Genomic DNA, 26,031 nt, shown 5'->3' on the forward strand with positions numbered 1-26,031 from the left:
ATATCTCCAAATTTCCTCAACAGCTTCCTCAAAAGTCATAATATTCACCTCCAAACAATCAATTAATTATACACTCAGATTAAACCATTATATCTCCAAATTTCCTCAACAGCTTCCTCAAAAGTCATAATATTCACCTCCTATCAGTTAATTTTACATTCAGATTAAACCATTATATCTCCAAATCTCTTCAACAGCTTCCTCAAAAGTCATATTTTCACCTCCCAATTCGTGTATAGTTCGACAGCTTTAATACCTAATGAATAAGATCTCTAGTCCAATGATCAATCATAATAATCACCTTGATTAATTTCAGGCAGTGATGTTTTCATTTCCAATGAACACATCAGACCTGTTTATTAGTTTATATAAGACCATATAAATAGTTTTTCGAATGTAAGTGCTCACTTACATCCCAAAATACTTAAAAAAATAAGCATAATAGTTATTTTAAAAAAAGAAAAATAAACAAGGAAAATCTATACGAATCCTTGTGCGAGAATTGGGTAGAACCACCCACTTACAAAAAATAGTCTTTTCAAAAATATACTCCCTATTAAAATAATAATTATCAAAAGAACTCTAGAATTAAAAATAAATATTGTCTAAATAGTTTAGAAGATTTACTTCCAAACCATCACCCATTTTAGACAATAAACTACATATAAGTTGAAACGGGAGGTTTACCCATTTCTTGAATATGACAATCATATTCGTGTTAATTATTATAACATTTAGCAAATATAAAGTTTTTCTAAGTTTATATTTAACGAAAGTAAGGAGGAATTACGGTCAACTTCCGAGGGTGAGTCTTATAATAATGTCAAGAACCTTACTTTCAAGTTCAACAGTCAAATATTAAAGGTTTACACCATTAAATCTATAATGCACACAGCAAGTGTCAAAACACTTAAAATAAAAAGTAGTTTATATCAGCAATTAAGTTCGTAAAATCTAAAAAAAAGGAAAAATAAACAAGGAAATCTATACGATTCCTTGTGCGAGAATATGTAGAACCACCATACCCGCTAAATTTCATCATCCAATAAGAAATCTATAATGTTTTTATGTTTAATTCCATCTTGGGACATGTCAAATTCATCCATACTTAAAACATAAGCATCATATTTATCTGGAACTAAAAGTAATGGGGAAAATTCTCTTTCTATAGTCTCTGAATCGGATAAAAGATATGCCACTTGAACATATACTTTCTTACCCTGTTTTTCACAGACAAAGTCTATTTCTCTGTCATATATCTTACCAATTTTTACAGAATAGTCTCTTCGAATCAGTTCATTGTAAACAACATTTTCAAGAATTCTCCCCAACCATTTGTTGTTATTGTCCACAAGAGCATGATGGAATCCCTGATCGGCCAAATAATATTTTTCTTCTGTTTTTAATATCTTTTTACCTACAATATCTTGACGTCTGACTTTTTTGCAGAATAGTGAGTCTTCAAGATAGTTTGTAAAATTGGAAATTGTATTGCGTGTTGTCTTTTTGTTTTCACTTTTCAAATAATTGGTTATGCTAGTCTTTGAAAATGTTTGGCCGGTTGAATTCATAAGATAATGTGAAAATCGTTTGAACAAATCAATTTCATTAATTGTATATCTAGAAAGGATATCATGTACAATGATTGAATCATAGATATCATGAAGGGCATTGACCTTAGTGCTTTCATCAGCAATTGGAAGTAGGCCCGGCATCCCCCCAAACAAAAGATATTCCTTAAAAGATTCTTCAATAATATCTTTGGTTAACTCAAAACCACCAATCTCTTTTTTATATTGCAAAACCTCCTTAAATGAAAATGGATATAAATTGATTTTAATGTATCTGCCTGAAAGGAGAGTTGCAAGTTCATTTGAAAGCAATTTTGAATTGGAACCGGTAATGTAGATATCACAATCAAAAGATACCCTGTATGAGTTTATGCATTTTTCCCAGGATTCAACCTGCTGTATCTCATCAAAAAGAAGATATATTTTGCCTTCAAGATCTTTTACCAAACTCAATACCAATGCATCCAATTGCTCTTGAGTGAAAATATTTTTATATTGGACCTGTTCAAATGAGACATAAATAATATTTTCCTTTTTGACACCCTGATTTTGAAGTTCTTCAATAATGCTTTTCATTAAAGAGGTTTTTCCACATCTTCTAAGTCCTACAACAACCTTAATGAAATCAGTCCCGAAAAGATTGCGAACTCTGTCCAGATACAATTCTCTTTTAATCATGCAACACACCTATACAACTTTATATCAAACATGATATTTAATGCTTCCTATACAAAGCATTATTAAATTTTTTTATATGTACTGCTTTCTATACAAAGCATTATTATAAAAATTTACTATTAATGATTTCTAAAATACACATATACTAAAATTTTTTTAAAAATATCTTCATCAAATTCCAATCCATCCCATCATAAAATTCATGCGATTTTTTCAAATTGAACAATACATTAACTTTTCATGATTTAGATTTACGAGAAGCAGTTGTTCGCTTGAATATTCCAAATCAGTTAATTATTGTTTGAATCAGTAGTCATGACCATACATCCTTTTATTAACTAATGTTTGCAATTAAAAACTAACAATCCAGTCTTTTTCCAAATAATTTAGAGAAACTTTACGCACACCCTCATAGTTGCCGCTTTCGAATTTCCCAATTTGTTTGTTGTAATATTCCGCTCCCTCATCAGAAAATTCTTCATTATCCAGATAATAATCAATCAGAAAACTGAGGGTATAATCAAACGTTTTGCCTTTCGGAGTTATCTCACATAGCTTGTCATGAACTCCTTGGGAAATTTCAATTTTTTTACTTGCCATTAAATCACCAAATTAAATAAAAAGGTCTGATTTAAAATATCAAACTAAAGATAAAATCATCAAACATGCTCCAACCAGAATATTCAAGTATTCTCTGTTTTTATATCCTAAAAAAATTATTATTAAACATAATATTATTTGAATCATAGTTAATATTATTCTTACCATTAATTAGCCAACTCTCTTAAGTTTTTTAATTAAATGTAGGAAGTATTATATACCAATGAACTAGAAAAATATGAGTAAATATTAGGGGAAATTAATCCCCCAATATGCATTTCAGAGTTCAATTAATGCAGTGATCAACATTAGGACTGCTGAGATGAGTCTCATTTTTTCTTCATCCATAGATATTATCACCTCCCTACGATATACCTATTTATTTATCACATTATATAAGTTTTAAGGATTGTATGGCCTTGAAAAATTGTTCTAAGTATGAAAAATTGTTCTGAGAAAAACATACTATTTAAATGTTTGCCTAAATTAAAAAATAACCTCAAATTAATGGAAAAATCATTTAACACGATGACCCTAGCAATATCACCCTACTTAAAAAAAAAACAATTAAAAATAAAATAAAATCAACTAAAATAATCAAACAAGATAAAAATCAGCAAAATAATTAAATAAAGGATTAATAATCTAAAAAAAGAAAAAATAAGCAAGGAAATCTATACGATTCCTTGTGCGGGAAACGGGCGATACCACCCTATTTTTTAAACAAAATTAATCCAATCTAAATGGATAAGTCCCAGTTTTCTCAAATTCTAATTCTAACCATCTTTTAAGTATTGGTTCGGATAAATAGTAGGAATTATTTTCTAAAATTACCAATTCTTGGTGTTGGAGATTAACTAACGGTTTACTGATGGATCCCGTAGTGACATTTAGTGTTTTTGCAATTTCATTTCTTTTTAAAGGCCCGTCGATTAAAGAAATTACAATGTATTGCTCACGAAGTGTTAATTTATCCCACATTACAATTAAGTGAGTGTTAATAACCTTGATTTTATCTTCAAATTCGGATTTTACCAGAGTTTCATCCAGTTCCATGTCCTTTGGAAGCAATGTTGCAAAAATATTAACATATGCTGGAATTCCAGAAGTGCATTTATAGAACCTGTCAAACCCATCATCACTGAATTTAAGATTTGGAGCCTCTTGTGTCAAATATGATTTTACTGTTTCCTTGCTAAATGGAGATATGTTAATCGTAAGCATTCTACCTCCAAAAGCACCTCGTTGACTTGCGATTTCTGAAATCAATTCATCCTGCATACTCATTGATCCAGAAAAAACATAAGATACATAATTTTGATTTTGTATATAGCTTCTCAATTTCCATAAAAATGATTCTTTATAATCATCCAATTCCTTAATGATTTGAAATTCATCGATGAAAATCAATACTCCTTTTATTTTATCGGAATTGCTTTCATGAATCTTTTCAGGCAATGTCATGACAAAATCCATTAGTTTTTCAACATTGGTTTCACTGTCAAAAATAGGTATTGGAAACTTGTCAAGCTGTATGAAATCTTTGATTTTAAAATCGTTGACTTTAAAGTATTTCTCTATTTTCTTATCCAAAGTGTTTAACTTCTTATTTTTTGCTTCAATTAGAAATTCCTTAAAGAAAAATTCCAAAAGCCCCACTACAGACATGTTTCTTTTTTGATAACATTCTGCCTTAGAAAAATTGATATACACCACCAAGTAACCATCATCCAATTCCTTTTTAATTTTTTTAAGAAATACTGTTTTTCCAACACCTCTAAGACCATTCAACAAGATTTGCGGCGCATTTCCATTAGATGTAGTGTTTAAAAGGCTTTTAAGATTGTCTATTTCTGCAACCCTATTGTAAAATTCATCTTCATGAAGATTTTCTCTAGTTCCCCATGGTATCATATATACACCTTCAATTATTATTTATCATCAAATAACATATAAAGTTATTCACTAACAGAATACATATTCATTATGAGAATAATTATAAAAGTTATTCACTAAGTGAATATGTATTCAATATTAGAATAAAACTTAAGGTTATTCCAACAATGAATATTATTTGAAAAAATATAAAAATTTTTGAAGTGCGGCTTTGCACAAAAACACAAAAAAATAAAAAAAATAACTTGTAAAAATACCTTAAAAGAAGCCAACCTAACAAATTTAACTTAATTTTAAATAAATATACTTAAAAATAATATATAAATAAAATAAAATTCAAATATTCTAAAAAAAGAAAAAATAAACAAGGAAATCTATACGATTCCTTGTGTGGGAATTAGGTGTAACCACCCTACTTTGAAAAAAAGTCTGTTAAAAACTTCCCAATAAACCTCAAAAATTGCTTTCAATATGTAAAATTGCTTTGAAAAAACCATACTATATAAATATTTGCATAATCTTAAAAAAAATAATTATTTACTTCCTTAATGAGAAATGTAAACTATTTAAATGATAAAATACAATTAAATATTAAACTATTACTGAGGTGAATGCACATGGCAAAACCTATTGGTGAAACTCCAACATTAAATGGTAAAGAAGCTAGGGATTTTTTAAGGAAAATGAATGAACCTCCTAGCAGAGAAGACCGTGAATTTAGAAAAAAATGTGAATCTCAAAGAATAGTCCTATTTTAACTTTTCTTGAGATCAAGATACAAGTAGAAAGTTTGTTCAGGATTTTGTTGAATAATCCTGTCTAACTTATCTTTAATTAATTCATCATCTTTTTTTAAGTTTGAAAAGTGATTATGGACCGCATAAAAATTATAAGCACTGGCATAACCTTCAACAATGATAAATCTTAATCCCACATCATTTTCAGATAATTTCCTAATGGAGTTTATGACATTTCTTAGGATATGTGAACCTAAGCCATTATTCGTATATTTTTTATCGATTGCAAACCTTCCTATTTTTATTGCAGGCAATGGTTTCTTTTTCGGAACCTTTTCAACATCTTCATTGTAATGAGGTTTTAATTTTAACCTGATATTTTCATCCCGAATGTTTTTCAAAGGGATAGTGTCAGTCAGCAATGATACAAATCCAATAATTTCTTCCTCACAAATTATTAGTTTAGTGATATTTATTTTATCCTCCTGTTGGTTTAATGCATCATTTTTTATAAAATCATTTAAATCATCAGAACCACATTCAAAATTACTTAAATCATGTTTTTCAGTTAATGTTTCGAATTTATAATTATCTTTAATATATTCAATATCCATGATACTGCCTCCAGTTACTTTATTCTAAATTTCAAAAGAAAATCAATCTCTGTTTAATAATCAAAACATTTGACTAATTTCAATTGAATATAAAAGAAATTTAATATTACTTTAGTAAAAGATAGTACATATTAACTTTTGAAGTGCGACAGTATGTAAAATCACAGATATGAAAAAACACAATGAACCACATGATACCACCCTACGATGAAAATAAAAAAACTCGAATAAAAACAATTAAAAACAAGAAAAATAAAGTTTAACGAGTTAAAATAATATTAAAAAAGTTAAAAATCTTCTAATAATTATACAACTAAATATTATACTAAAAAAAGAAAAAATAAACAAGGAAATCTATACGATTCCTTGTGCGTTCATAGCGTCAACAACTTTCTTGAATCCTGCGATGTTTGCTCCTGCAACATAGTTTTTGTCCATGTCGTATTCTGCAGCAGCTTCAGCAACATTTGCAAAGATAGTTTCCATAATGGTTTGAAGTCTACCGTCAACTTCTTCAAATGTCCATGATAACCTTTCTGAGTTTTGAGACATTTCAAGTGCGGAAGTAGCTACTCCACCAGCGTTGGATGCTTTACCTGGAGCGAATAAAATGCCGTTTTCCTGTAAGTATTCAGTTGCTTCGATTGTGGTTGGCATGTTTGCACCTTCAGCAACAGCAACTACACCGTTTGCAACTAAGGTTTTTGCATCTTCTAATTGCAATTCGTTTTGGGTAGCACATGGAAGAGCAATATCTGCTTTAACAGTCCATACGCCTTTACCTTCATGGTATTCAGCACTTTCTCTAGCTTCAGCATATGCGGTTAATCTTTCTCTTCTTACTTCTTTGACTTCTTTTAATAACTCTACATCGATTCCTTCAGGATCATAAATCCAACCGGTTGAATCGGAACAGGTTACTGGGTTTCCGCCTAATTGTTGAGCTTTTTCGATTGCATAAATAGCTACGTTACCTGCACCTGATACGATAATGTCTTTTCCTGCAATATCAATATCGTTTGCTTTTAACATAGCGTTTGTGAAGTATAATAATCCGTATCCAGTAGCTTCAGTTCTTGCAAGAGAACCACCGAATGATAAACCTTTACCAGTTAATACTCCTTCATATAATCCTCTGATTCTTTTGTATTGACCGAATAAGAATCCGATTTCACGACCACCTACTCCAATATCTCCAGCAGGAACATCGGTATCAGCACCAATGTATTTGCATAATTCAGTCATAAAAGATTGACAGAATGCCATGATTTCTCTGTCGGATTTTCCTTTAGGATCAAAGTCAGACCCACCTTTTCCTCCGCCGATTGGAAGTCCGGTTAAGGAGTTTTTGAAAATTTGTTCGAAACCTAAAAATTTAATAATACCTACATTTACAGATGGGTGGAAACGTAATCCTCCTTTGTAAGGTCCGATTGCACTGTTGAACTGTACACGGTATCCTGTGTTTACCTGTACCTGTCCATTATCGTCAATCCATGGGACACGGAATTTTAATTGTCTTTCAGGATTAGTTAATCTTTCAAGAAGTGCATTTTTTCTGTATTCTTCTTCATTTTCTTCAATTACAACCCTTAAGGATTCCAATACTTCGCGTACAGCTTGGTGGAATTCCGGTTCGGAAGGGTTTTGTTCTATAATAGTTTCAATTACTTCGTCTACGTATGACAAAAACATTCCTCCAAATAAAATTTAGAATTATATCATTAAATTTTTAAAATTTTTACTGGCAAGCAGCAACATTTAACAATATAATATATTATATGGAACTTCTTATATTTAAATATTTTTCAATATTTAATAAAATATTAGAATAATATTCAAAGAAATTAAGATTTGTCTTAAACAAATTATAAAATATTCAAAAATTTATGCTAAATTAAATATCCGTTTTAAAATAATAATTCAAAATGTCTAGTGAAAATAATTAATTGATGTACAAAGTCGGAAAATGGTTGCCAGCCAAAAACTGCCTATACAATTTTCAACATTCACCTCCCATCCAAAGCAATATCAAAACAATAAAGAGAATATCAACCAAAAAATTAAACAAAAATAGGTACAAATAAAAAAAGCATATTGTTTTATATGCCATTATTAACATATCAGAATACAAAATACAGTAAAAATTATTTTTTGATATACAAAACCACAAATTGGTGAGGCAATGGCTTGCGAAAAAATCAAAAGGTCACAATACGAAAAGCTAAAAAGCAGTTATCTGTCCAAAAACAGAAGCCTGCATTCATTATATATCGAGTTATACGACGAATGTGAAATTTCAAGACACCTGTTTTTCAGGCTGATAAACAAAATAAGAATAGAAGAAGGATTGAACGCCTACTACACTCCAAAAAAGAAAAAAAGAAAAAGTAATGTTATAAAGAATAGAGACAAGTCTCCACACTATTATAACAACTAGTATTCAACGTGATATCTCAATATCGCAGCTATTCCACCGAAAGCTCTGAAAAGCTGCATGCCCTCATCAGTTTCTGTAGATATGAACTCGACATTGGTACTCATTTCTTCAGCCTTTTCAACAAAGTAATCAGCCAAATCAGTTGAATCCTCTTCTTTTAAAAGTTCATTACAGTTAGGACATCTCTCTTCAATTTTATCCGCTTCGGACTGTGTTTTGACGGTGAACTCTTTAACAAAACCGCAGTTAGGACATGCAAACCTTTTGCGCATTGCAGTCAAGTCTTCGGATAAAAGCAATGTATCGACAGCCCCGATGGTGAGATTGTTTCTGACTTCATCCTCACCGTATGAGGAAAGTCCCTGATCTTTGGTAAGTTCCTTTAAGAATTTCTGAACCATCTGCTTTTCATGGATTACGTCCAAATCGCTTAACACAGGCGCTGACTTTTCGATGACTTCACGAATACCGAAATCTCCGGTATATGATGTGTCCTCAATTGACAAAATCTTCTGTTTGAGTTCATAGTTAAGGTAATCCCCTTCTGCAAAGTCTGATTTGGTAAAACCAGGACCTCCAAGAATGATGCCTTTCAAGTCATCTTTTAAAGGAAGGAAATCATCGTTCATGTGATCTCCGATACGTTTTAAGAACTCATGAGCAGCCTGTTCGATAACCCTGTCGAACCTACGCTGGGATTGTCCTCCAGCTTTATGTTTTCCTGGAACTCCACTGGTAATATGAGTTAGAATATTGATTTTTTTACCTTTCATTGATGCAATGGTTGCTTCCCTTCTGTCAATTACAGCAACCCCATAGGTATCCCTCTCCTCAATCATGTATTCGAGAGGTTCCAGGAAGAATTCATTGTTACATTTGTACCAGTAGGTTGTAACCGGTTCAGGTGGCTCCAAAACGTAAGTTTCCATTTTCTCAGTACCCGGACCGCCTTTAGGAATCATACCTACAAATAAAACAAGCCCATGTTCAGGAGGCTTTTTATATAAACGGATCCTCTGTAAGATTACTTCGATTGCAGACTGTACATTTTTCCTTGTTTGTTTACTTTTAATGTTAGCACTCTGACCAAGCTCATCTCTCATGTGCTTACCGACATCACTCAATTGCTTATCAGGTGGAATATAAACGGAAACAAGCTCTGTACCTCTACCTTTTTTCTGCGCCAATTCTTTTAATGCTTTTTTAAATTCATATAATTCTTTTGATGATACTTCAGCCATGTTATCCCTATAAAAATTAAATTAATATAATAGTAATAAGTATCTTTTTTTAAATATAAATAACTAATGGAAAAACAGCTATTTCAGCAAAATTTTATCTCCAAATTTATTAAATAACTCAGTATCCTTTGGAGAAATCGTACCTATTTCAAGAAGGTCCATATCAGTAATCCCAATTATTTCACGGCCCAAATGAACATAGGTGTCAGGATAGTCATTATATCCGAAAAGATGCCAGATGACGTTACCTTCAAATACCAATTCCAGATACCAGTCATAGCCTTCCAGATCATCGGGATCGCGAGTTTGAGATTTTCTATGATAATCGCCCAAAATCCAGGCATATACATGATATTTTTCAAGGAGATTTAAAATGAGATTCTCATCATTTGAATCTAACTTTTTTTCAATATATCCATCAACGGTTTTATTTTTAAAATCAATTATTAATCTAGGATGAGGCAAATCATAAGGATATGTTCTGTAATGGCCGAATTCTATTGTTTTAAGCTTTAATTTTTCCCCATCAAAATAGACTCCATCACATTTAATTTCATGATATAATGGTGTTGCGAATTGCTTTTGATAATTCAGATGCAATACGTCAAAACCAACTAAGTTTTGTAGAATCTCACCGAATTTAACCCAATCTTTTGGAAAATTATTTTTAAAACTATATTCATAATATCCATCATCAGAATATATTATTACAATACATGAATAGATTAACTCAAGCTTTTCAAAGTATAAAAACTTTTCACTTTCAAAATTTTCAAATAGATTTAAATCATTGAAGTCATGAAGAAACTGGTTGGCATTTTCAAAATCAAAAGTGCGGATTTCACTTGTCATTTTACTTCTAAGGTCGACTAAAATGTCAATCCATGATTTGTCACAAAGAGGGCTTTCAGACAAGAATTTATCCCCGCTTCCTCGTTCGGAAATTTTATAATATCCATTACTGTTTAAAAAATCAATAGTGAAACATTCATAATGTCTGTTTAAGCGTTTAAAATTAAATCTTTGTGTAATTTCAATTTTTTCAATCATTAATTTATTATATCTTCTGCAAGTATAATATAATTATCTAAAAAAAGTTTAAGGCAAGGTTAATATAATTAACCTTCAACCATAATCAATTTACCCGTGTCCGAATCTCTGTAAACTTTACCCATCTCAGTAAATCCATTTCCAGAAGATTTACTGATATCTGGAGTTTCATTTAATTCTTCACCTTGGTCAAGTTGAGAAACTTCCTGAATTGCATTTTTTACCTTCTGCCTTTGCTGTTCATCCATATTATCATTAAACACTATATTTTGCATATTCCATGAAATAACTAAGAATACCAAAAGACCAACAGCAATAACCAGCATAGCATCTACAAGATTAGATGTCCCCGCCATCGGGTCTTCTTCACCTTGGTTTAGAAATTTCCCCTTTCTTCTGCGAATCATAATACCAAAACCTACTTACCCAAATTTTCCAAAACGGCATTTACAAACAACTGAAGATTAGATGAATATTCTTCATACCATCTGCGCCTAATTTTTGAGATAACATACGCAATTGCACCAGATCCAATACCTACGACGGTAGTATCAAATGCAACAATTATTGCATTTGCCAATGTTGTAACATCCCCACTACCTAAAGCGGCAAGACCCGGACCCATAGGAATTAAAGTACCCATTAATCCCAAAGTCGGACCGATACGAGTAACAATGTCAACCCTCTCAAGCGATTTGGCCATTATGACCTCTTCCTCTTCAATCAAATTCAATGCCCAAGCTTCACGGGAATCTGAAGATAGGGAATGTGCATCAATTATTTTCAATAAAACCTCTTTTTGATTATCATAAATCCCGCTATCATTAACAATATTTTTAAGTTCTTCAATAGAACCTGCATTAACCAAAGAAAATATTAGTTCTTCTTTATATTGTCGGGTTAGTTTTTTTCGAGTTGAATAATCGGAAATAAGCCCTCCAAAAGCAAAAACCGCAAAAATCGCAAATGCAAGCAAAAATATAATTACTGGAATTTGCAAACTTTGAGAGACAACATTTAAAGCTGCTGTTAAAAACTCACTTCCAGGAATACCTACCACATAAATCACCACATACTAATCAATCATTTTTTAAATAAAGTATTTTTTCTATAATACCATAAACCTAAAACCGCCACAGCAATTAAAAATACAAATGTAACAACCATAGACTCGACAGAAGCAATATTTATAGGCCTCATATCATTCATATCTAAAGAGATAATATTCGGAAGTAATAATGAAACTATTAAAAAATACAATCCAAAAACAAAAAATAAATCTCTTAAAACTGTAAAGGACCTATTAAAACTGAACTTTTTAACTAAGAAAAATATTGTCGCAACCAATAAATTAAATAAAATTGCTGTAAACAAACAAAGTTGTAAAGAATTTAAACCTAATAAATCAGTTTTTGATAAAATACATACAAAAACTATTAACAGAAAGCACAAATAAGATAACGAAAGCACCTTTTTGAAACTGTCCTTAAATTTTTTTTCTTTAGACAACAAATATCCACTAAAAATCAACACAAATGCAATTAAGAATAGAAAAGTGTAATTATAAACACCAATTGCAGAATATAATTGATTTTTAAAAAGATTAATTAAATAAACTACTGCTGAAGTAAATACAAGTGAAATAACAACATATATAGCCAAAGTCTTTTTAGAAGTCTCATTGAAATGAAAAATCAAACCAACAATTACTGAAAAAACTATTAAAGAAATTATATATCCTAAAGACCATACTAAACTAAAAGCCATTGTATCACCATTTACTTCTCAAATAATAATTTTGATATAATAACTGCAATGAAAAATCCGCTGAATAAAGCAATAATTAACATTATTACATTATTTACTGTGAATAAACCATTATTTTCACTTAAAGTTTCATTAACAGATGAGTTTGTACCATTATTTGTTTCATTAACGTTTTCAGCAGTTGAATTATCTTTTACTTCAGAAATGCCTGATGAAGAATCTGAAGATAAATCCGAACTGCTAGAACCTCCAGAAGCCTTTGAAGTGGAACTATATCCCGAACCTCCACTAGATGAACTGGATCCTCCAGAAGAACCAGATGATGAATCACCAGAAGAACTTGAATGGGAAGATTCACCAGAAGAGCTTTGAACTTGAGAAGTTGCAGGAGCTTGTGAAGATGGAACTTCTTCAACATATTCACTGCCATGGCCCGGATGAGCACATACAGCCATAGAAACAAAAGAGAATATAAAAATTATTGAAATCAATAAGGACAAATGTTTATAATTCATAAAATCGCCATCACCAAAATAATAAAATTTTTAAAAATAAAGAAAAAAGATATAATAACTCTATGAGTTATTAATCTTCATTTAATTAGTTTTTACGTTTCATGTATCCTAAACCTAGTACGACACCAATGGCCAAAACACCAATTAAAGCATAAATTAAACTGTTTGAATCAGCAGTTTTTGTTGCAGGAGTTTTGGAAACTTCATATGATTTTGCATCACTAGGACTGTCCTGTGAATCATCAGATTCACTGTCAGATAGTGAATCATCACTAACAGCAGGAGCGTTATTTGCTACTGCTCCGGAAGTTCCTATACTTCTAGAATAAGAAGGACTATAAGTTTTTGTTGGGGTTGCAGGATTATTTGAATTACTATTTGAGTTAGAGTTACTATTAGAGTTACTATTAGTATTTGAGTTACTATTAGAGTTAGAATTACTATTGGAATTACTATTGGAATTTTCATTCATAGCTTTTAATAAATCTTCCTTAGTAACATCTTTTAAGCTTTTTAAATAAGTAATTGCATTATAATCATCGCCAGAACCTTGTTTTAGCATGTTGAATTGTTCTTCAGTAATCCATTTTTCACTATCAGTTGATACAACTGGAAGTGATTTAATGTTAGGATTTTCATTATTTGCATAAATATCAATATATGCTTTAATTTGAGCAGCACGTTTAGCTTCTGAAGTACTGTACATGCTTTGATCAATGGTAGCCCATTTGAAACTTACAATTGATGCTCTACCTATATTAAGGTTGTTATCCCATACAACGATTATACCTTCTTGAGTTCCACCGCCAATATATTCAGATACAGTTTCGTTTTTAGGTAATTTTTGAACATAGTAACTACCTAAACCTGGAGATAAGTCCAATAAATAAGTTAAACTGTCATCTTTACAATAGATACTGGATGCAATATAAGTATAAGATTCATTTTCACCTAACGGATATTCATTTAAAATATGGTCAGTTATAAAGAATCCAGGTTGTACACCAGGACATACGTGTGCATGGTATAAGAAAGTTGCCATTTGGTCAAATAATGGGTGTTCATTCCACGCATTCACAATAGTTTGTACATTGAACCAATTTCCATCAGGGACAAATGATTTTTCAATAGCTCTTAACTTAGCACTGTTATTCAAGGTTTCAAATCCAATGTTAACAACTTTATCGCCGTCAAGTGTGCCGACAAAGAAGTCTTTAGTATCAGAATTATATCTTAAATAAATCATGTTAACTTCATCAGAATCAGGATAACGGAATGCAAATGCAAACCATAATGGTTTCCATACAGCTTGGTGAAGACTTAATACATTTTGACTGTATAATGTTCCACCTAAAACTTCATAAAGACCATCACGTGCTATAACAGTGTCTTGTCCGTTTAAGAATGCATATCCTGCGTCAGTTAAAGCGAGGAAATCAACATCGTCACGACCGACATCAATACCCAATTCCTCTTTAATTATTTCTTTAGCTTTATTTGCAGCATCAATACCTATTTGTTTGATTTCATCATCGGTTAATTTACCTTGAACAGCATTACCAGTTGCTCTTTTAGCAGTTGAGAGATTTAAAGACAATATATAATCTAAATCTAAACCATGACCATCCATACCATAATCGAATGGTTCGCCATCGTAAGTTACATTATCGGTAGTTCCCATCAGATAGTTATACTGCTCTTGATTTAATCCAGTGAACTCATATAAGAAGTCGACTAATTTTTCAGGATTGGTGTTGATTTGTTTAATCCACCATGAATTGTATTTTAATTCTTCTAAACTTCCTGCATCAGGGTTAATTTTAGTTTCTTTTGTGAAAAGTTTTTTAACGTTGGTTGAATTAAAAGATATGATGATTAAATCACCAGTTTTAGTTTTTGAATACCATTTAATAAAACCAAGCATATTTTCGGTAGCTCCAGTGTAAGTGGTATTCATACCAACATATCCTGTTTTACCGATTGTATCATCTAAGAAGAATAATGCCGCATCATCATCAGATCCGCCCGGAACACCAAGTACTTTGTAAGCAGTAATATCTGCTGGAGAACCAACACCACCAGGGTTAGTTTCTTGTTCAGGAGGATAATATTTCAATAAAGCTTGAATAATACTATATCCACCTAAAGTACCTTCACAAATATGGCCATGGAAAGCAGCTTCCTGAAGTATTTCTCTTGAAACGCCCGCAGACCAACCATTTGCCAAACTTGCAAATGCCCAAGCATTTTCGCCAATGACCGCATTATAATACTTATTCCATTCTGATTTAGTCATATCTTCAGAGATAGTTCCTAAATAAGAATATTTAGTTGATGCATTTTGGAAAACAATAGCTTTTAATTCTTTTCCTTTTTTAACTACAAAAGCAAAGTCAACCGGATCAACCGCACTTTGACGCAACATTAATACGTTACTATAAGAGATTTTTCCATAATTAACAATTGCTTCCATTGCATCTTCACTAGTTTTTCCATTTAAATTTGCAACTCCTGCAGTAGTAATTGCAAGAACATCATCGGCAGTTTTAAAATCTAATTTAGAATCAGCAATTTCAGTTACAGTTCTTCCTAATTTATAAGCTTCGCTTGCTTTTAACTCAAATGAAATGAGTTTAGTCAAATCAGCTCCGTCAATGACTTTCACTTCAGTACCGTAACCTGCAGTCATGGCACTAATATTTAAACTGTTCCCATTGAAATTATCTATTTTTAAAACATAATTTTTAGTATTTATATCAAACATTTTAGTAAAATTAAGATATTTATCATTTGAGACCAAATAGAAGTCTGGAACTAAATTGTTTGCATCATCAGCATATTCATAATTTACTTTCACATTTACTGAAACTGAACTTGCCCCATCGGAAGACAAACTATTAGATTCAACTGTTGAATCATCAGTTCCAGTAACAATATCTGAGATATCATTACCTATAGAAAGACCATTTTGAGAATCACAAAAGGCATCTGTATTTTCTGCAGATACTGCACCAATTACAAGCATTAAACAAGCAATCAGTGTGATAAACAAAACAACCTGTTTTTTAATAATATCAACCTCCAAAATTTGAAAAGGATATTCGCATACTGTAGAATATCCAGATTACCTATATTAAGTAATACATATATAAAGTTAATTATTACTCTATATATAAAAATTTGAAAAAAAGTATTACAAATTTAATCAACACGAACAATATATAAATACATGAATAAAAATTAAAATCCCTTATTGACTTTAAAACCCCCATTATATTCTCTATTTCCCAAATAATAATCTTCGCCTATTAACCAGTTATCAAAGTATTAATTAACAATGTTATACAAATTACCACCCAAGTAATAATATCTAATCAAAAGTGAAATCAATTTAAAAAAAATCAAATATCCCTCCAATATCCCTATTTAAAAAAAATATTTCATGAAAATCTTTTAAGAGTAATTTTCCAAACATTTATATAATTTAAAGGATAATATTTACTTGAGGAATATTTTAGGTGTACCTAAAATTGACCTCCAAAATTTGAAAATGTGTTAAATTAGATTTAAAAATCTAGTTTAACACAACCCCCTAAAAGTCACCACCTACTTTTAAAAATAAAACAAAATTACAAATAATTGATTAAAATTGACTACCTTAACATTGTTATATTAATTGAAAAGATTATTACGAAAGTAAAAAGTAATACTAACCTCATTTTATAAAATAACAAAATTTACAGTTTTCGTTACTGAAAATAACTAATTTGAGCTAAAATTTAAAATTATTATTCTTAAAAAATTGATGAAAATTATTAAATAATACTTAGAAATATAACTGATTTGTTCAAAAAGTAATACAAATTACGGATAATCCATTGCTAAAGTAATACGAAATACTATTATATGGTATTACTTCAAATTTAAGATGAAAACAGAATAAGGTGATTAATTGCACTTACCCGATGGAATCATAAGTTTTGAACAGGCGGCAATATACTGGATTATAACTCTGATAATCATTTCAATATTCTTTTATAAATTCTCTAAAGATGAAAATAAAGAAAAAAGAATAATATCAATAGCTCTTTTTAGTGTGTTTACAATGGTTGTGACTTCTGTTTCAGTCCCATCACCTTTGGGTGTTCCGATACACTTCTTTTTAATACCTCTGATAGCTATTTTGTTAGGTCCTCTATCAAGTACAATTGTTTCATTTATCACACTACTCATGCAAGTATTTATCTTAAACATGGGTGGACTAACATCATTAGGTGCAAATTTCATAGTAATGGGGTTCATACTGTCAATTACCACTTACGGATTTTATAAATTATTCGCCTACATAAATGAAAAAGCAGCAATATTTGGATCAACAATTATTGGAATCATGTTTGCGACATTTGGCCAAATAGCTATTCTGCTAATATCCGGAGCCATGAACTTTGATATATTGCTATCAACATTACTGCCATTCTATTTATTCATTTCAATCATTGAAGGCTTTGCAAATGTAGTAATAATTACTGCAATAGATAAAATTAAGCCAGACATAAGAGAAATAAATCAAATTTAAAGGAGATAAAATGAAATATGTAAAAATATTATCAATAATGCTATTTTTAATTATTGGAGCAACTGCAGTATCTGCCCACGGCGTGGATGTGACAGCAGACACCATGGTTGTTGCAAATGATACAAACGGAGTGTTTGTTAAAGATATTGCGGACTCCAACAACATAAATATAAGCGTGTATAAATTCACTTCTGAAGATGAAGTTGCACACATTCTAGAACACAGCATCAACAATACCAATAAAAGAATGTTATTTGTAGCTTATCAAGACACAGCTAATGAATTCCTAAAAGAACACAAAGATTTATCCAACAGAATCATTGTTTTAGATGATGTTAATAATGACACAGTACTAAAAGGTATTCAAGACATTATGAATGCGCCAACAGGAGATATTGCTCAAGAAAATAGCTTTGGACTGCCATTAATAATTGGAATTATAATAGGTGCTTTAATAGGCATTGGTTGTGGAATTTTCATTATGAAAAGGAAGAATTAGGTTTAATGCCTATTCTTCAAATACTTTTTTTAACCTATTAAACCATAATACTAATTAAAAAAGTTTATAAACTTATTATTATTAATTAATTAGTAAGTGATAGTATGGTTTTTAGAAGATGCCCACAGTGCGGTTCAACAAGTGATGATGCTTACGGATTTTGTATCAAATGCGGATACGAATTTCCAAAAATAGAAGCAAACTCCCAAAAATGTCCATTATGCAGATATGAGAATCCTGATGAAGCTGATTACTGTGTCAAATGCGGCACACCACTACTTTTTAAAAATCAGATGCAAAAAAACAGCGTCATAAATCCTATTGTGATTAATAAAAACGGCACACCAGATACTGCTACCCATAAAACCAGCAGATTTCTGATATTATTAGGTTACATTTTCTCATTTTTAGGAGGCCTTATCGGACTTATTATTGCAATTTATCTGTCAACCAGAAAAGACCCTGTTGCAAAAAGACATGGACACATCCAGCTTGCAATATTCGGATTCTACATACTCATAATCGCAATACTGTTTGCAACAGGAAATATGCCTGCTGACATCGTCGGAGAATATCAGCAGTTACTTGCGGGTAATTTTACCTTTATCTAAAGGCAGATACAATACTATAGCCCCGTCACCGTTTTCGTAATATCCCGGAACAACCCTGTCCACCCTAAAGCTGAACTGTTTGTAAAACTCAACGGCGCCGACATTATTTTCATTTACTTCCAGATAAATGGTATCAAGATTAAGCAGTGACAATATTGAAATGGCCTTTACCAGAAGCTGGGTTCCGCAGCCCAACCTCCTGTAGTTTTTATCAACAGCTATTGAAATGATATGACCCTGATTTTCATATTTAATCCAAAAAATAACGTAACCGATTACATAACCATTTTCTTCAGCAACCAGAAATCCGACACCCATCTCATATAACTGCTGAAACATGTTTATTCCGTAAGACTGGTCAAATGACATGTTTTCTATTTCAAAAACTCTTTTTAAATCATCGGGTGTGAATTTTCTGACTTTCATAAAACAAACCTATATCAAATTTTAGCCAACTCATTATTTAACAGTTTTGATGAAATTCTAGAAGCGGTTGTGACTATTCCGGCCAGTCAAAAATGCAATCTGTATAATGAGAATATAAATAATATGTAAAACTACATTATATTATCTATAATTATTTAAACATCATAGATGAAATACAAAGGTGATTGAAATTTCAGATGAAAGCTTAAAAGAAAAAGTTGAAGACTACACAGAAAGGCTGCTTTATGCAAGCAGATGGATTCTATCCCCAATCTATCTTATATTGATACTAGTTTTGGTATTGATCTTGTTTAAGTTTGTTAAAAACGTTGTCGGCTTTATATTTATCATGAACACATTGAGTTACAATGAATGGATTATACAGGTACTGGAACTTTTAGACCTCTCCTTGCTCGCAAATCTTGTTTTGATTGTGGCATTTTCAGGATATGAAAACTTCGTTTCAAAAATCGATGTTGCAGAAGACCACGTTGACCGTCCGTCATGGATGGGTCGTCTTGACTTTTCAGGACTCAAACTCAAAATCATCGGTTCAATCGTGGCAATATCTCTTGTGGAGTTGCTGCAGGACTTTTTAAACGTGTCTTCCACCATAGATCCGAATGTTGAATTTTGGAGAATCGCTCTTCACCTGACATTTGTGGCAACAGGACTTGTATTTGCACTGATGGAAATACTGGCCGAAAAAAGACACGAAATTAAAGAAGAGACAATAGAACTCGAAAACGAAAATTCAGAATAATATTAAGGCCGATAAGATGTGGGACGATTTTGCAGAATACGTATTATCCCAATGCGTTAAAAATCCAACAAAGGTTGCTGAAATAGGGGTCGGAAAGTTCAGCGGAGTTTATGACTATCTGAACTCCCAGGACAACGTGGAAATCCTTAAAACCGACATAAGCCCCGATGACAGCGATGTTATAGCTGACGATGTAACAAAACCGAATATGGATATATACAAGGACGTTGACATAATCTATTCAATTCGTCCGCCAAGCGAAATCCAACCGTATCTGGTCAAATTGGCATTAAAAACAGATGCACAACTAATAATAAAACCATTATTTAATGAAGATTTGAATACGGGCAATGTTAAAATGAAACTTAAAAACTATCAAAAAGCAAGCTTTTACATATTAAGGTGATTGAATGGAGGACATATTATCAAAATACCAAACTTCAAAAGAGGGACTTACCATAAGCGAAGCCAAAAAAAGGCTTGAGAAATATGGTAGAAACGAGCTTGAAGAAAAAAAGCCGACCCCCCTTATTATGCTGTTTTTGACACAATTCGTTGATGCGCTTATTGCACTTCTGGTTGTTGCTGCAATCGCAGCATTTGCAATAGGAGACGTAATCGACGCTGCAGTAATCATAATAGCAGTTTTGCTGAATGCTACAATCGGATTCATTCAGGAATACCGTTCACAGAAAGCTGTAGAAACACTTAAAAGCTTGATGGTTAAAAATGCAGTAGTAAAAAGAGAAAATGTAATTTCAGAAATCGATTCTGGAGAATTAACAATAGGAGATATTGTTATTTTAGAAGAGGGAAATAAGGTTCCTGCAGATTTAATGTTGATTGAAGCTAAAAATCTGCACGTTGACGAATCACACCTTACCGGAGAATCCGAAGCTATCGACAAGGATATTGAAGATGAAGTCTATATGGACTCAAACATACTGTCCGGTAACGGAATCGGAGTGGTCAGCCACATCGGAATGGATACCACAATCGGAAAGATTGCTGAACTGGTCCAGGAAGACAGCGGCGAGACACCTCTTCAAAAAAGAGTCGAAAAGCTTGGAAAAACATTATCAGCAATAGCTATCATTGTCTGTATATTCGTATTTATAATGGAACTTTTCAAGGGAATACCTCTTGTTGAAACCTTCATGACTGCAGTTTCACTGGCAGTGGCTGCAATTCCGGAAGGCCTGCCTGCAGTTTTAACACTCACCTTGGCTTTAGGCATGCAGCAGATGGCAAAATCAGACGCCATTGTAAAAAGACTGCTTTCGGTTGAAACTCTCGGATCATGTACAATAATCTGCAGTGACAAAACAGGAACACTCACCAAAAACAGAATGGCCGTCAAGGAATACTACTTCTCAAACAGAGATAAAACACTCATGATTGGTGCACTATGTAATAATGCAACAGTCAACGGAGAAGAGGTCATTGGTGATCAGACCGACGGAGCCATTTTAAAATTCTGCCAGGAAAATAAATATAACAAAAATGAACTGGAAAAAGATTTTGAAAGAATTGACGAAATCCCACTTGACAGTAATCGTAAAATGATGACTACTATACATAGACCAAGTGGGGAAAATGATATGGTTTTATCAAAAGGTGCTCCAGAAATAATTATAGCTAAATCCAAATACATAGATAATGATGGAAGTATCGAAATAATTACCCCTGAAATAAAGGAAACACTAATGAAAAAAATTGGTGAAATGACTGACAACGCATTGAGGGTAATCGGATTTGCATACAAAAATGGAGATTGTGAAAATCCAGAAGAGGAACTGACCTTTGTCGGTATGGTCGGACTGATTGACCCTCCAAAGGAAAACACCAAAAAATCAGTTCAGGAATGTATAAATGCTGGAATCAAAGTAAAAATGATTACCGGAGACCATGAAAAGACTGCTGAAGCAATCGCCCGTGAAATCGGAATCCTGACAGACGGAAAAGTAATTACAGGAAAACAGCTGGATGAACTAAGCAACGAAGAATACATGAAGATTGCAGATGACATCCAGGTTTATGCAAGAGTCAGACCGGAACAGAAAATGAGGATTGTGGAAACCCTTAAAAATAATGGAGACATTGTTGCAATGACCGGTGATGGAGTAAATGACGCACCGGCACTGAAAAAGGCATCAATCGGAATATCCATGGGTGACGGAACAGACGTTGCAAAAGAAGCTTCAGACATGATTTTGCAAAACAATGACTTTTCAACAATAGTGACCGCCATCAAGGAAGGAAGAAAGATATACGACAACATCAAAAGATTCGTCAAATTCCAGGTATCAACAAACGTTGGTGCAATCCTGACAATTGTCGGCGCATCACTTCTCTCACTGCCTATACCTTTCAATCCTGTGCAGCTGTTATGGATAAACATTGTAATGGACGGACCTCCTGCACAGACATTAGGTATGGAAGGTGCTGAAAAAGACATCATGCAAAGAAAACCTGAAACAGGAGACATATTAAACAGAAATACGTTAATAAAGATATTCGTAACCGGAGTAGTAATGGCAATAGGAACAGTTGCAGTATTTGCATATTACACATCAAGCCATACAACCACTTCAAAAGCGATGACAGTTGCATTCACATTATTTGTAGTCTATCAGCTGTTCAATGCATACAACGGAAAGGCAAACTCCGAAAAATCAAGCAAATTCCTATATATGGGAATCATACTTTCATTTATACTTCAGCTTCTGATTATATATCTCCCGCAACTGCAGATGGTGTTCAGAACAACAGGCATTGACATTGTCGACTGGATTTTAATCGTCATAGTTGCATTTACAATAATAATAACAGACAAAGTAATGAACAAACTGATACAATGAGAAAAATAAACATTTTCCTGCTTGGAGGAACCAAGGATTCGACAAATATTATAAGCCATATCAAGGACAACTACGATTCATATATCCTGACCACAACCACAACAGAATATGGCGCCAAATTAGCTAGCGAAAGAGGAAGCGACGAGACAATCGCAAGACCGCTTCCGAAAGATGAAATAATATCAATACTTAACGCCAATGAATTTGATATTATCATCGATGCAACACATCCTTTCGCAAGCCACATCACCCAGACAAGCGTTTCGGTTGCAAATGAACTGAAAATGCCATATATCCGCTTCGAGAGACCTACCACAAACCTCAAAAATATTGATACATCAAGAATCCATTACGTAAATTCATTTGACGATGCAGGAAAACTGATTGAATCCGAATTCGATAAAGGAAATATACTGCATTTTGCAGGAGCCAACACCATGGAAGACATCTTGAAATATGTATCATCCGAAAGATTCTATCCGAGAATACTGAAGGTGGAATCATCCCTTGAAAAATGCAGACAGCTGAATGTTGATCCGGACCACATCATTGAAATGACCGGTGCCGCCACAAAAGAGGAAAACCTTGATTTGATTGAAAAATATGATGCAAGTGTCATGATTACAAAGGAAAGCGGTGAAATCGGCGGAGTAATTGAAAAAATCGAAGCTGCAAATGAAAAGGATATTGCAGTTATAATGATTCAGCGCCCAAAAATAGAAATGTTAAATAAAAATGACGTTGTCAATGATTTAAACGAGCTTGACTCAAAAATTAAAAGTTTTTTAAAAAAATAGATATAAAAATAAACGCCGAGACTGGGATTTGAACCCAGGCGAGGGAAACCTCACAGGATTTCAAGTCCTGCGCCTTACCAGACTAGACTATCTCGGCATGTGAAAAGGAATATTTAGAAGGATTCTAAATATTTATCCTTTAAGTTCAATTTCAATACTTACATTATCAGGAACATTAACTTTCATAACTTGTCTCATTGCACGTTCATCAGCTCCAATACCGATTAAACGTTTGTGAATTCTAAGTTCCCATTTTTCCCAAGAAGCTTTACCTTCTCCATCTGGAGATTTTCTAGTTGGGACTACTAATTTTTTAGTAGGTAATGGAATAGGACCGGACAAGTCAACACCAGTTCTTTCAGCAATTTTTTTAAGTTGATCACAAACATATGCTAATTTTTCTGGGTCTGTTCCAGTAAGCTTAATTCTTGCTTGATTCATTTATTATCCTCCAAAAAAACAAAAAGAAAAGAAAGTAAAAAATTACTTTCTAATTATTGTTTACAAACTTATTTTGCTGGGGTAACGTTAAGACATAAACCTGCAGCAACAGTTTGACCCATATCTCTGATAGCAAATCTACCCATTTGTGGGATTTCTTTTGCGTTTTCGAGACACATTGGTTTAGTAGGTTTAATTTTAACAATAGCTGCATTACCGGTTTTTAAGAAGTCAGGGTTTTCTTCGTCAACAGCACCAGTAGCAGGGTTTAATTTTTTGGATAATTCTAAGAAAGTACATGCTACTTGGGAAGTGTGACAGTGGAATACCGGAGTGTATCCAACGGTAATTACACCAGGGTGTTGTAAAACAACAATTTGTGCATCAAATTCTTTAGCTACAGTAGGAGCGTTATCGGTGTGACCAGCTACGTCTCCTCTTCTGATATCGTTTTTACCTACACCTCTTACGTTGAATCCGATGTTGTCACCAGGTTCAGCTACTTCGAATTGTTCGTGGTGCATTTCGATAGATTTAACTTCTCCGGAAGCTCCAGCAGGTTCGAAGATAACGTTTTCACCTTTTTTCATTACACCAGTTTCAACTCTTCCTACAGGAACAGTTCCTACACCAGTAATGGAGTAAACGTCTTGGATAGGGATTCTTAAAGGTAAGTTAGTTGGTTTATCAGGTGCGGTTAAAGCATCTAATGCGTCGATTAATGTAGGTCCTTTGTACCAGGAAGTATTTGCTGATGCGTCTACAATGTTGTCCCCTTCAAATGCAGATAATGGGATGAAAGGTACGTCAGCAGGGTTGAAACCTACAGTTTTAATTAAGTTTGATACTTCTTCTTTTAATTCGTTGTATTTGTCTTCAGAGTAATCAACTAAATCCATTTTGTTGATTGCAATAATTAATTGGTTAATACCTAAAGTTTTGGATAAGAACACGTGTTCTTTGGTTTGAGGCATTACACCGTCGTCAGCTGCAACTACTAAAACACCTGCGTCTGCTTGGGAAGCACCAGTGATCATGTTTTTAACGAAGTCTCTGTGTCCTGGGCAGTCTACTACAGTGTAGTCGTATTTTTTAGTGGAGAATTTTTGGTGAGCTAAGTCGATGGTTACTCCTCTTTCTTGTTCTTCTTTGGTAGTGTCCATAATGAATCTGAATTTGTCTTCTCCGGAAGCTAATTGTTGTTCGTTAATGGTACCAGCTTTTACTAATAAGTTTCCAACTAAAGTGGATTTTCCGTGGTCAACGTGTCCAATAAATGCTAAGTTAATATGTTCTTTTTCTTTTGCCATTATAATAACCTCTTTTGTAATATTAACAAACAATATCTATAAGCTTAAATGATAGCTTAAATTTACTTTATACATTAACATATAAATAGATAATGATTTTTTAAATAATTTTAATTAAAAATATAAAAAAATTAAAAAATATAATTTTTAAATTTTAAGTTTATAAATCACCTAAGTAGTGGCTTGCAGGGAATGGTTCTGCAGATAAACCTTTTCTTTGTCTGATTTCTCTTACGATTTGATTTTGCATCTCACGTGGGAGTGGTTCAAATCCAGCGATTTCAGTAGACCATAAACATCTACCTTCAGCAGCAGATCTGATGTCTCCAGCGAAACCAAACATTTCAGCTACAGGTACTTTGGATTCAATTCTAGCCATGTCACCAGTTTCTTGACCCATATTGACAATTTGGCCTCTTCTGTTTTGAATCTCACGAGTACATGAACCCATGTAATCATTAGGAGTATCGATAACTACTTTTTGCATTGGTTCGAGTAATGCAGGTTCTGCAAGCATCATGGAACCTAAGATTGCGTTTCTGATTGCAGGCAATACTTGTGCAGGTCCTCTGTGAACTGCATCTTCGTGAAGTTTTGCATCGTGGAGTTTGAATTTTAATCCCATACAGATTTCTTCA

General features: G+C 32.7%; 24 protein-coding genes, 1 tRNA gene and 1 pseudogene. 9 read left to right on the forward strand and 17 right to left on the reverse strand.

Features of this window, described 5'->3' with window-relative positions; all coding sequences use genetic code 11:
- Positions 1-1,028 precede the first annotated feature (1,028 nt).
- The 3 genes from IJL02_RS12040 to IJL02_RS12050 form a co-directional block, all read right to left on the reverse strand.
- Entirely contained in the window at positions 1,029-2,249 is a 1,221-nt protein-coding gene (locus IJL02_RS12040; protein WP_292816804.1) for an ATP-binding protein, read from the reverse strand.
- Positions 2,250-2,600: 351 nt separating this feature from the next.
- Positions 2,601-2,849, reverse strand: a complete 249-nt coding sequence (locus IJL02_RS12045; protein ID WP_292816806.1) for a hypothetical protein — start codon at positions 2,847-2,849, stop codon at positions 2,601-2,603.
- Between the two features lie 729 nt (positions 2,850-3,578).
- Positions 3,579-4,763, reverse strand: coding sequence for an ATP-binding protein (locus IJL02_RS12050; RefSeq protein WP_292816808.1), 1,185 nt, complete (start codon positions 4,761-4,763; stop codon positions 3,579-3,581).
- Positions 4,764-5,362: 599 nt separating this feature from the next.
- On the opposite strand from IJL02_RS12050, the gene IJL02_RS12055 reads away from it, so the two are divergent.
- Positions 5,363-5,503: a hypothetical protein gene (locus tag IJL02_RS12055; protein ID WP_292816810.1), complete on the forward strand. Its 141-nt coding sequence runs from the start codon at positions 5,363-5,365 to the stop codon at positions 5,501-5,503.
- On the opposite strand, the gene IJL02_RS12060 is transcribed toward IJL02_RS12055, so the two are convergent.
- Positions 5,500-6,096 carry an N-acetyltransferase gene (locus tag IJL02_RS12060; protein ID WP_292816812.1) on the reverse strand — a complete coding sequence of 199 codons (597 nt, stop codon included), beginning with the start codon at positions 6,094-6,096 and terminating at the stop codon, positions 5,500-5,502. The two genes, IJL02_RS12055 and IJL02_RS12060, sit on opposite strands and share 4 nt — an antisense overlap.
- A gap of 354 nt (positions 6,097-6,450) precedes the next feature.
- On the reverse strand, positions 6,451-7,785 hold the full coding sequence (gene gdhA, locus IJL02_RS12065; protein ID WP_292816814.1) for an NADP-specific glutamate dehydrogenase: 1,335 nt from the start codon (positions 7,783-7,785) through the stop codon (positions 6,451-6,453).
- A gap of 496 nt (positions 7,786-8,281) precedes the next feature.
- Between gdhA and IJL02_RS12070 the strand changes: the two genes are divergently transcribed.
- The gene (locus IJL02_RS12070; RefSeq protein ID WP_292816816.1) at positions 8,282-8,536 is read left to right on the forward strand and encodes a hypothetical protein; all 255 of its coding nucleotides are present in this window, start codon (positions 8,282-8,284) and stop codon (positions 8,534-8,536) included.
- Here the strand turns inward: IJL02_RS12070 and prf1 are convergent.
- From prf1 to IJL02_RS12105, 7 genes are all read right to left on the reverse strand, one after another.
- Positions 8,533-9,777: a peptide chain release factor aRF-1 gene (gene prf1, locus IJL02_RS12075; protein ID WP_292816818.1), complete on the reverse strand. Its 1,245-nt coding sequence runs from the start codon at positions 9,775-9,777 to the stop codon at positions 8,533-8,535. The genes IJL02_RS12070 and prf1 overlap by 4 nt on opposite strands.
- Before the next feature lie 78 nt (positions 9,778-9,855).
- Positions 9,856-10,827, reverse strand: coding sequence for a hypothetical protein (locus IJL02_RS12080; protein ID WP_292816820.1), 972 nt, complete (start codon positions 10,825-10,827; stop codon positions 9,856-9,858).
- 68 nt (positions 10,828-10,895) lie between these two features.
- The gene (locus tag IJL02_RS12085) at positions 10,896-11,234 is read right to left on the reverse strand and encodes a DUF2149 domain-containing protein (RefSeq protein WP_292816822.1); all 339 of its coding nucleotides are present in this window, start codon (positions 11,232-11,234) and stop codon (positions 10,896-10,898) included.
- An 11-nt stretch (positions 11,235-11,245) separates the two neighbouring features.
- Positions 11,246-11,887: a MotA/TolQ/ExbB proton channel family protein gene (locus IJL02_RS12090; protein WP_292816824.1), complete on the reverse strand. Its 642-nt coding sequence runs from the start codon at positions 11,885-11,887 to the stop codon at positions 11,246-11,248.
- Positions 11,888-11,910: 23 nt separating this feature from the next.
- On the reverse strand, positions 11,911-12,594 hold the full coding sequence (locus IJL02_RS12095) for a DUF2162 family putative transporter (protein ID WP_292816826.1): 684 nt from the start codon (positions 12,592-12,594) through the stop codon (positions 11,911-11,913).
- A gap of 11 nt (positions 12,595-12,605) precedes the next feature.
- Positions 12,606-13,049, reverse strand: a complete 444-nt coding sequence (locus IJL02_RS12100; RefSeq protein WP_292816828.1) for a hypothetical protein — start codon at positions 13,047-13,049, stop codon at positions 12,606-12,608.
- Positions 13,050-13,194: 145 nt separating this feature from the next.
- On the reverse strand, positions 13,195-16,194 hold the full coding sequence (locus tag IJL02_RS12105) for an FmdE family protein (protein ID WP_292816830.1): 3,000 nt from the start codon (positions 16,192-16,194) through the stop codon (positions 13,195-13,197).
- A gap of 867 nt (positions 16,195-17,061) precedes the next feature.
- Between IJL02_RS12105 and IJL02_RS12110 the strand changes: the two genes are divergently transcribed.
- From IJL02_RS12110 to IJL02_RS12120, 3 genes are all read left to right on the forward strand, one after another.
- Positions 17,062-17,685, forward strand: coding sequence for an energy-coupling factor ABC transporter permease (locus tag IJL02_RS12110; RefSeq protein WP_292816832.1), 624 nt, complete (start codon positions 17,062-17,064; stop codon positions 17,683-17,685).
- Positions 17,686-17,695: 10 nt separating this feature from the next.
- The gene (locus IJL02_RS12115) at positions 17,696-18,184 is read left to right on the forward strand and encodes a hypothetical protein (protein WP_292816834.1); all 489 of its coding nucleotides are present in this window, start codon (positions 17,696-17,698) and stop codon (positions 18,182-18,184) included.
- 104 nt (positions 18,185-18,288) lie between these two features.
- Positions 18,289-18,795: a zinc ribbon domain-containing protein gene (locus tag IJL02_RS12120; protein ID WP_292816836.1), complete on the forward strand. Its 507-nt coding sequence runs from the start codon at positions 18,289-18,291 to the stop codon at positions 18,793-18,795.
- Here the strand turns inward: IJL02_RS12120 and rimI are convergent.
- Positions 18,766-19,221: a ribosomal protein S18-alanine N-acetyltransferase gene (rimI, locus tag IJL02_RS12125; RefSeq protein WP_292816838.1), complete on the reverse strand. Its 456-nt coding sequence runs from the start codon at positions 19,219-19,221 to the stop codon at positions 18,766-18,768. The two genes, IJL02_RS12120 and rimI, sit on opposite strands and share 30 nt — an antisense overlap.
- Before the next feature lie 181 nt (positions 19,222-19,402).
- Between rimI and IJL02_RS12130 the strand changes: the two genes are divergently transcribed.
- From IJL02_RS12130 to cobK, 4 genes are read left to right on the forward strand one after another with little or no spacing between them, the layout of a single operon-like run.
- A complete protein-coding gene (locus IJL02_RS12130) occupies positions 19,403-19,984 on the forward strand; it encodes a TIGR00645 family protein (protein ID WP_292816840.1) in 582 nt (193 codons plus the stop codon).
- Between the two features lie 16 nt (positions 19,985-20,000).
- The gene (locus tag IJL02_RS12135; protein ID WP_292816842.1) at positions 20,001-20,390 is read left to right on the forward strand and encodes a UPF0146 family protein; all 390 of its coding nucleotides are present in this window, start codon (positions 20,001-20,003) and stop codon (positions 20,388-20,390) included.
- A 4-nt stretch (positions 20,391-20,394) separates the two neighbouring features.
- Positions 20,395-22,845, forward strand: a complete 2,451-nt coding sequence (locus IJL02_RS12140; RefSeq protein ID WP_292816845.1) for a calcium-translocating P-type ATPase, PMCA-type — start codon at positions 20,395-20,397, stop codon at positions 22,843-22,845.
- Positions 22,842-23,642 carry a precorrin-6A reductase gene (gene cobK, locus IJL02_RS12145; RefSeq protein WP_292816847.1) on the forward strand — a complete coding sequence of 267 codons (801 nt, stop codon included), beginning with the start codon at positions 22,842-22,844 and terminating at the stop codon, positions 23,640-23,642. Before IJL02_RS12140 ends, cobK begins: the two co-directional genes overlap by 4 nt.
- 13 nt (positions 23,643-23,655) lie before the next feature.
- Here the strand turns inward: cobK and IJL02_RS12150 are convergent.
- The 4 genes and pseudogenes from IJL02_RS12150 to IJL02_RS12165 all read right to left on the reverse strand — a co-directional run.
- A tRNA-Ser gene (locus IJL02_RS12150) sits at positions 23,656-23,739 on the reverse strand.
- A gap of 35 nt (positions 23,740-23,774) precedes the next feature.
- The gene (rpsJ, locus tag IJL02_RS12155) at positions 23,775-24,083 is read right to left on the reverse strand and encodes a 30S ribosomal protein S10 (RefSeq protein WP_042691424.1); all 309 of its coding nucleotides are present in this window, start codon (positions 24,081-24,083) and stop codon (positions 23,775-23,777) included.
- Positions 24,084-24,151: 68 nt separating this feature from the next.
- Positions 24,152-25,393 (reverse strand): translation elongation factor EF-1 subunit alpha, encoded by a 1,242-nt coding sequence (gene tuf / locus IJL02_RS12160; protein ID WP_292816849.1) that lies wholly within the window; start codon positions 25,391-25,393, stop codon positions 24,152-24,154.
- Between the two features lie 160 nt (positions 25,394-25,553).
- Positions 25,554-26,031 (reverse strand): annotated as a pseudogene (locus tag IJL02_RS12165) (elongation factor EF-2); the annotation flags it as partial.

This window comes from Methanobrevibacter sp., assembly GCF_017427765.1.
Classification (GTDB): domain Archaea; phylum Methanobacteriota; class Methanobacteria; order Methanobacteriales; family Methanobacteriaceae; genus Methanocatella.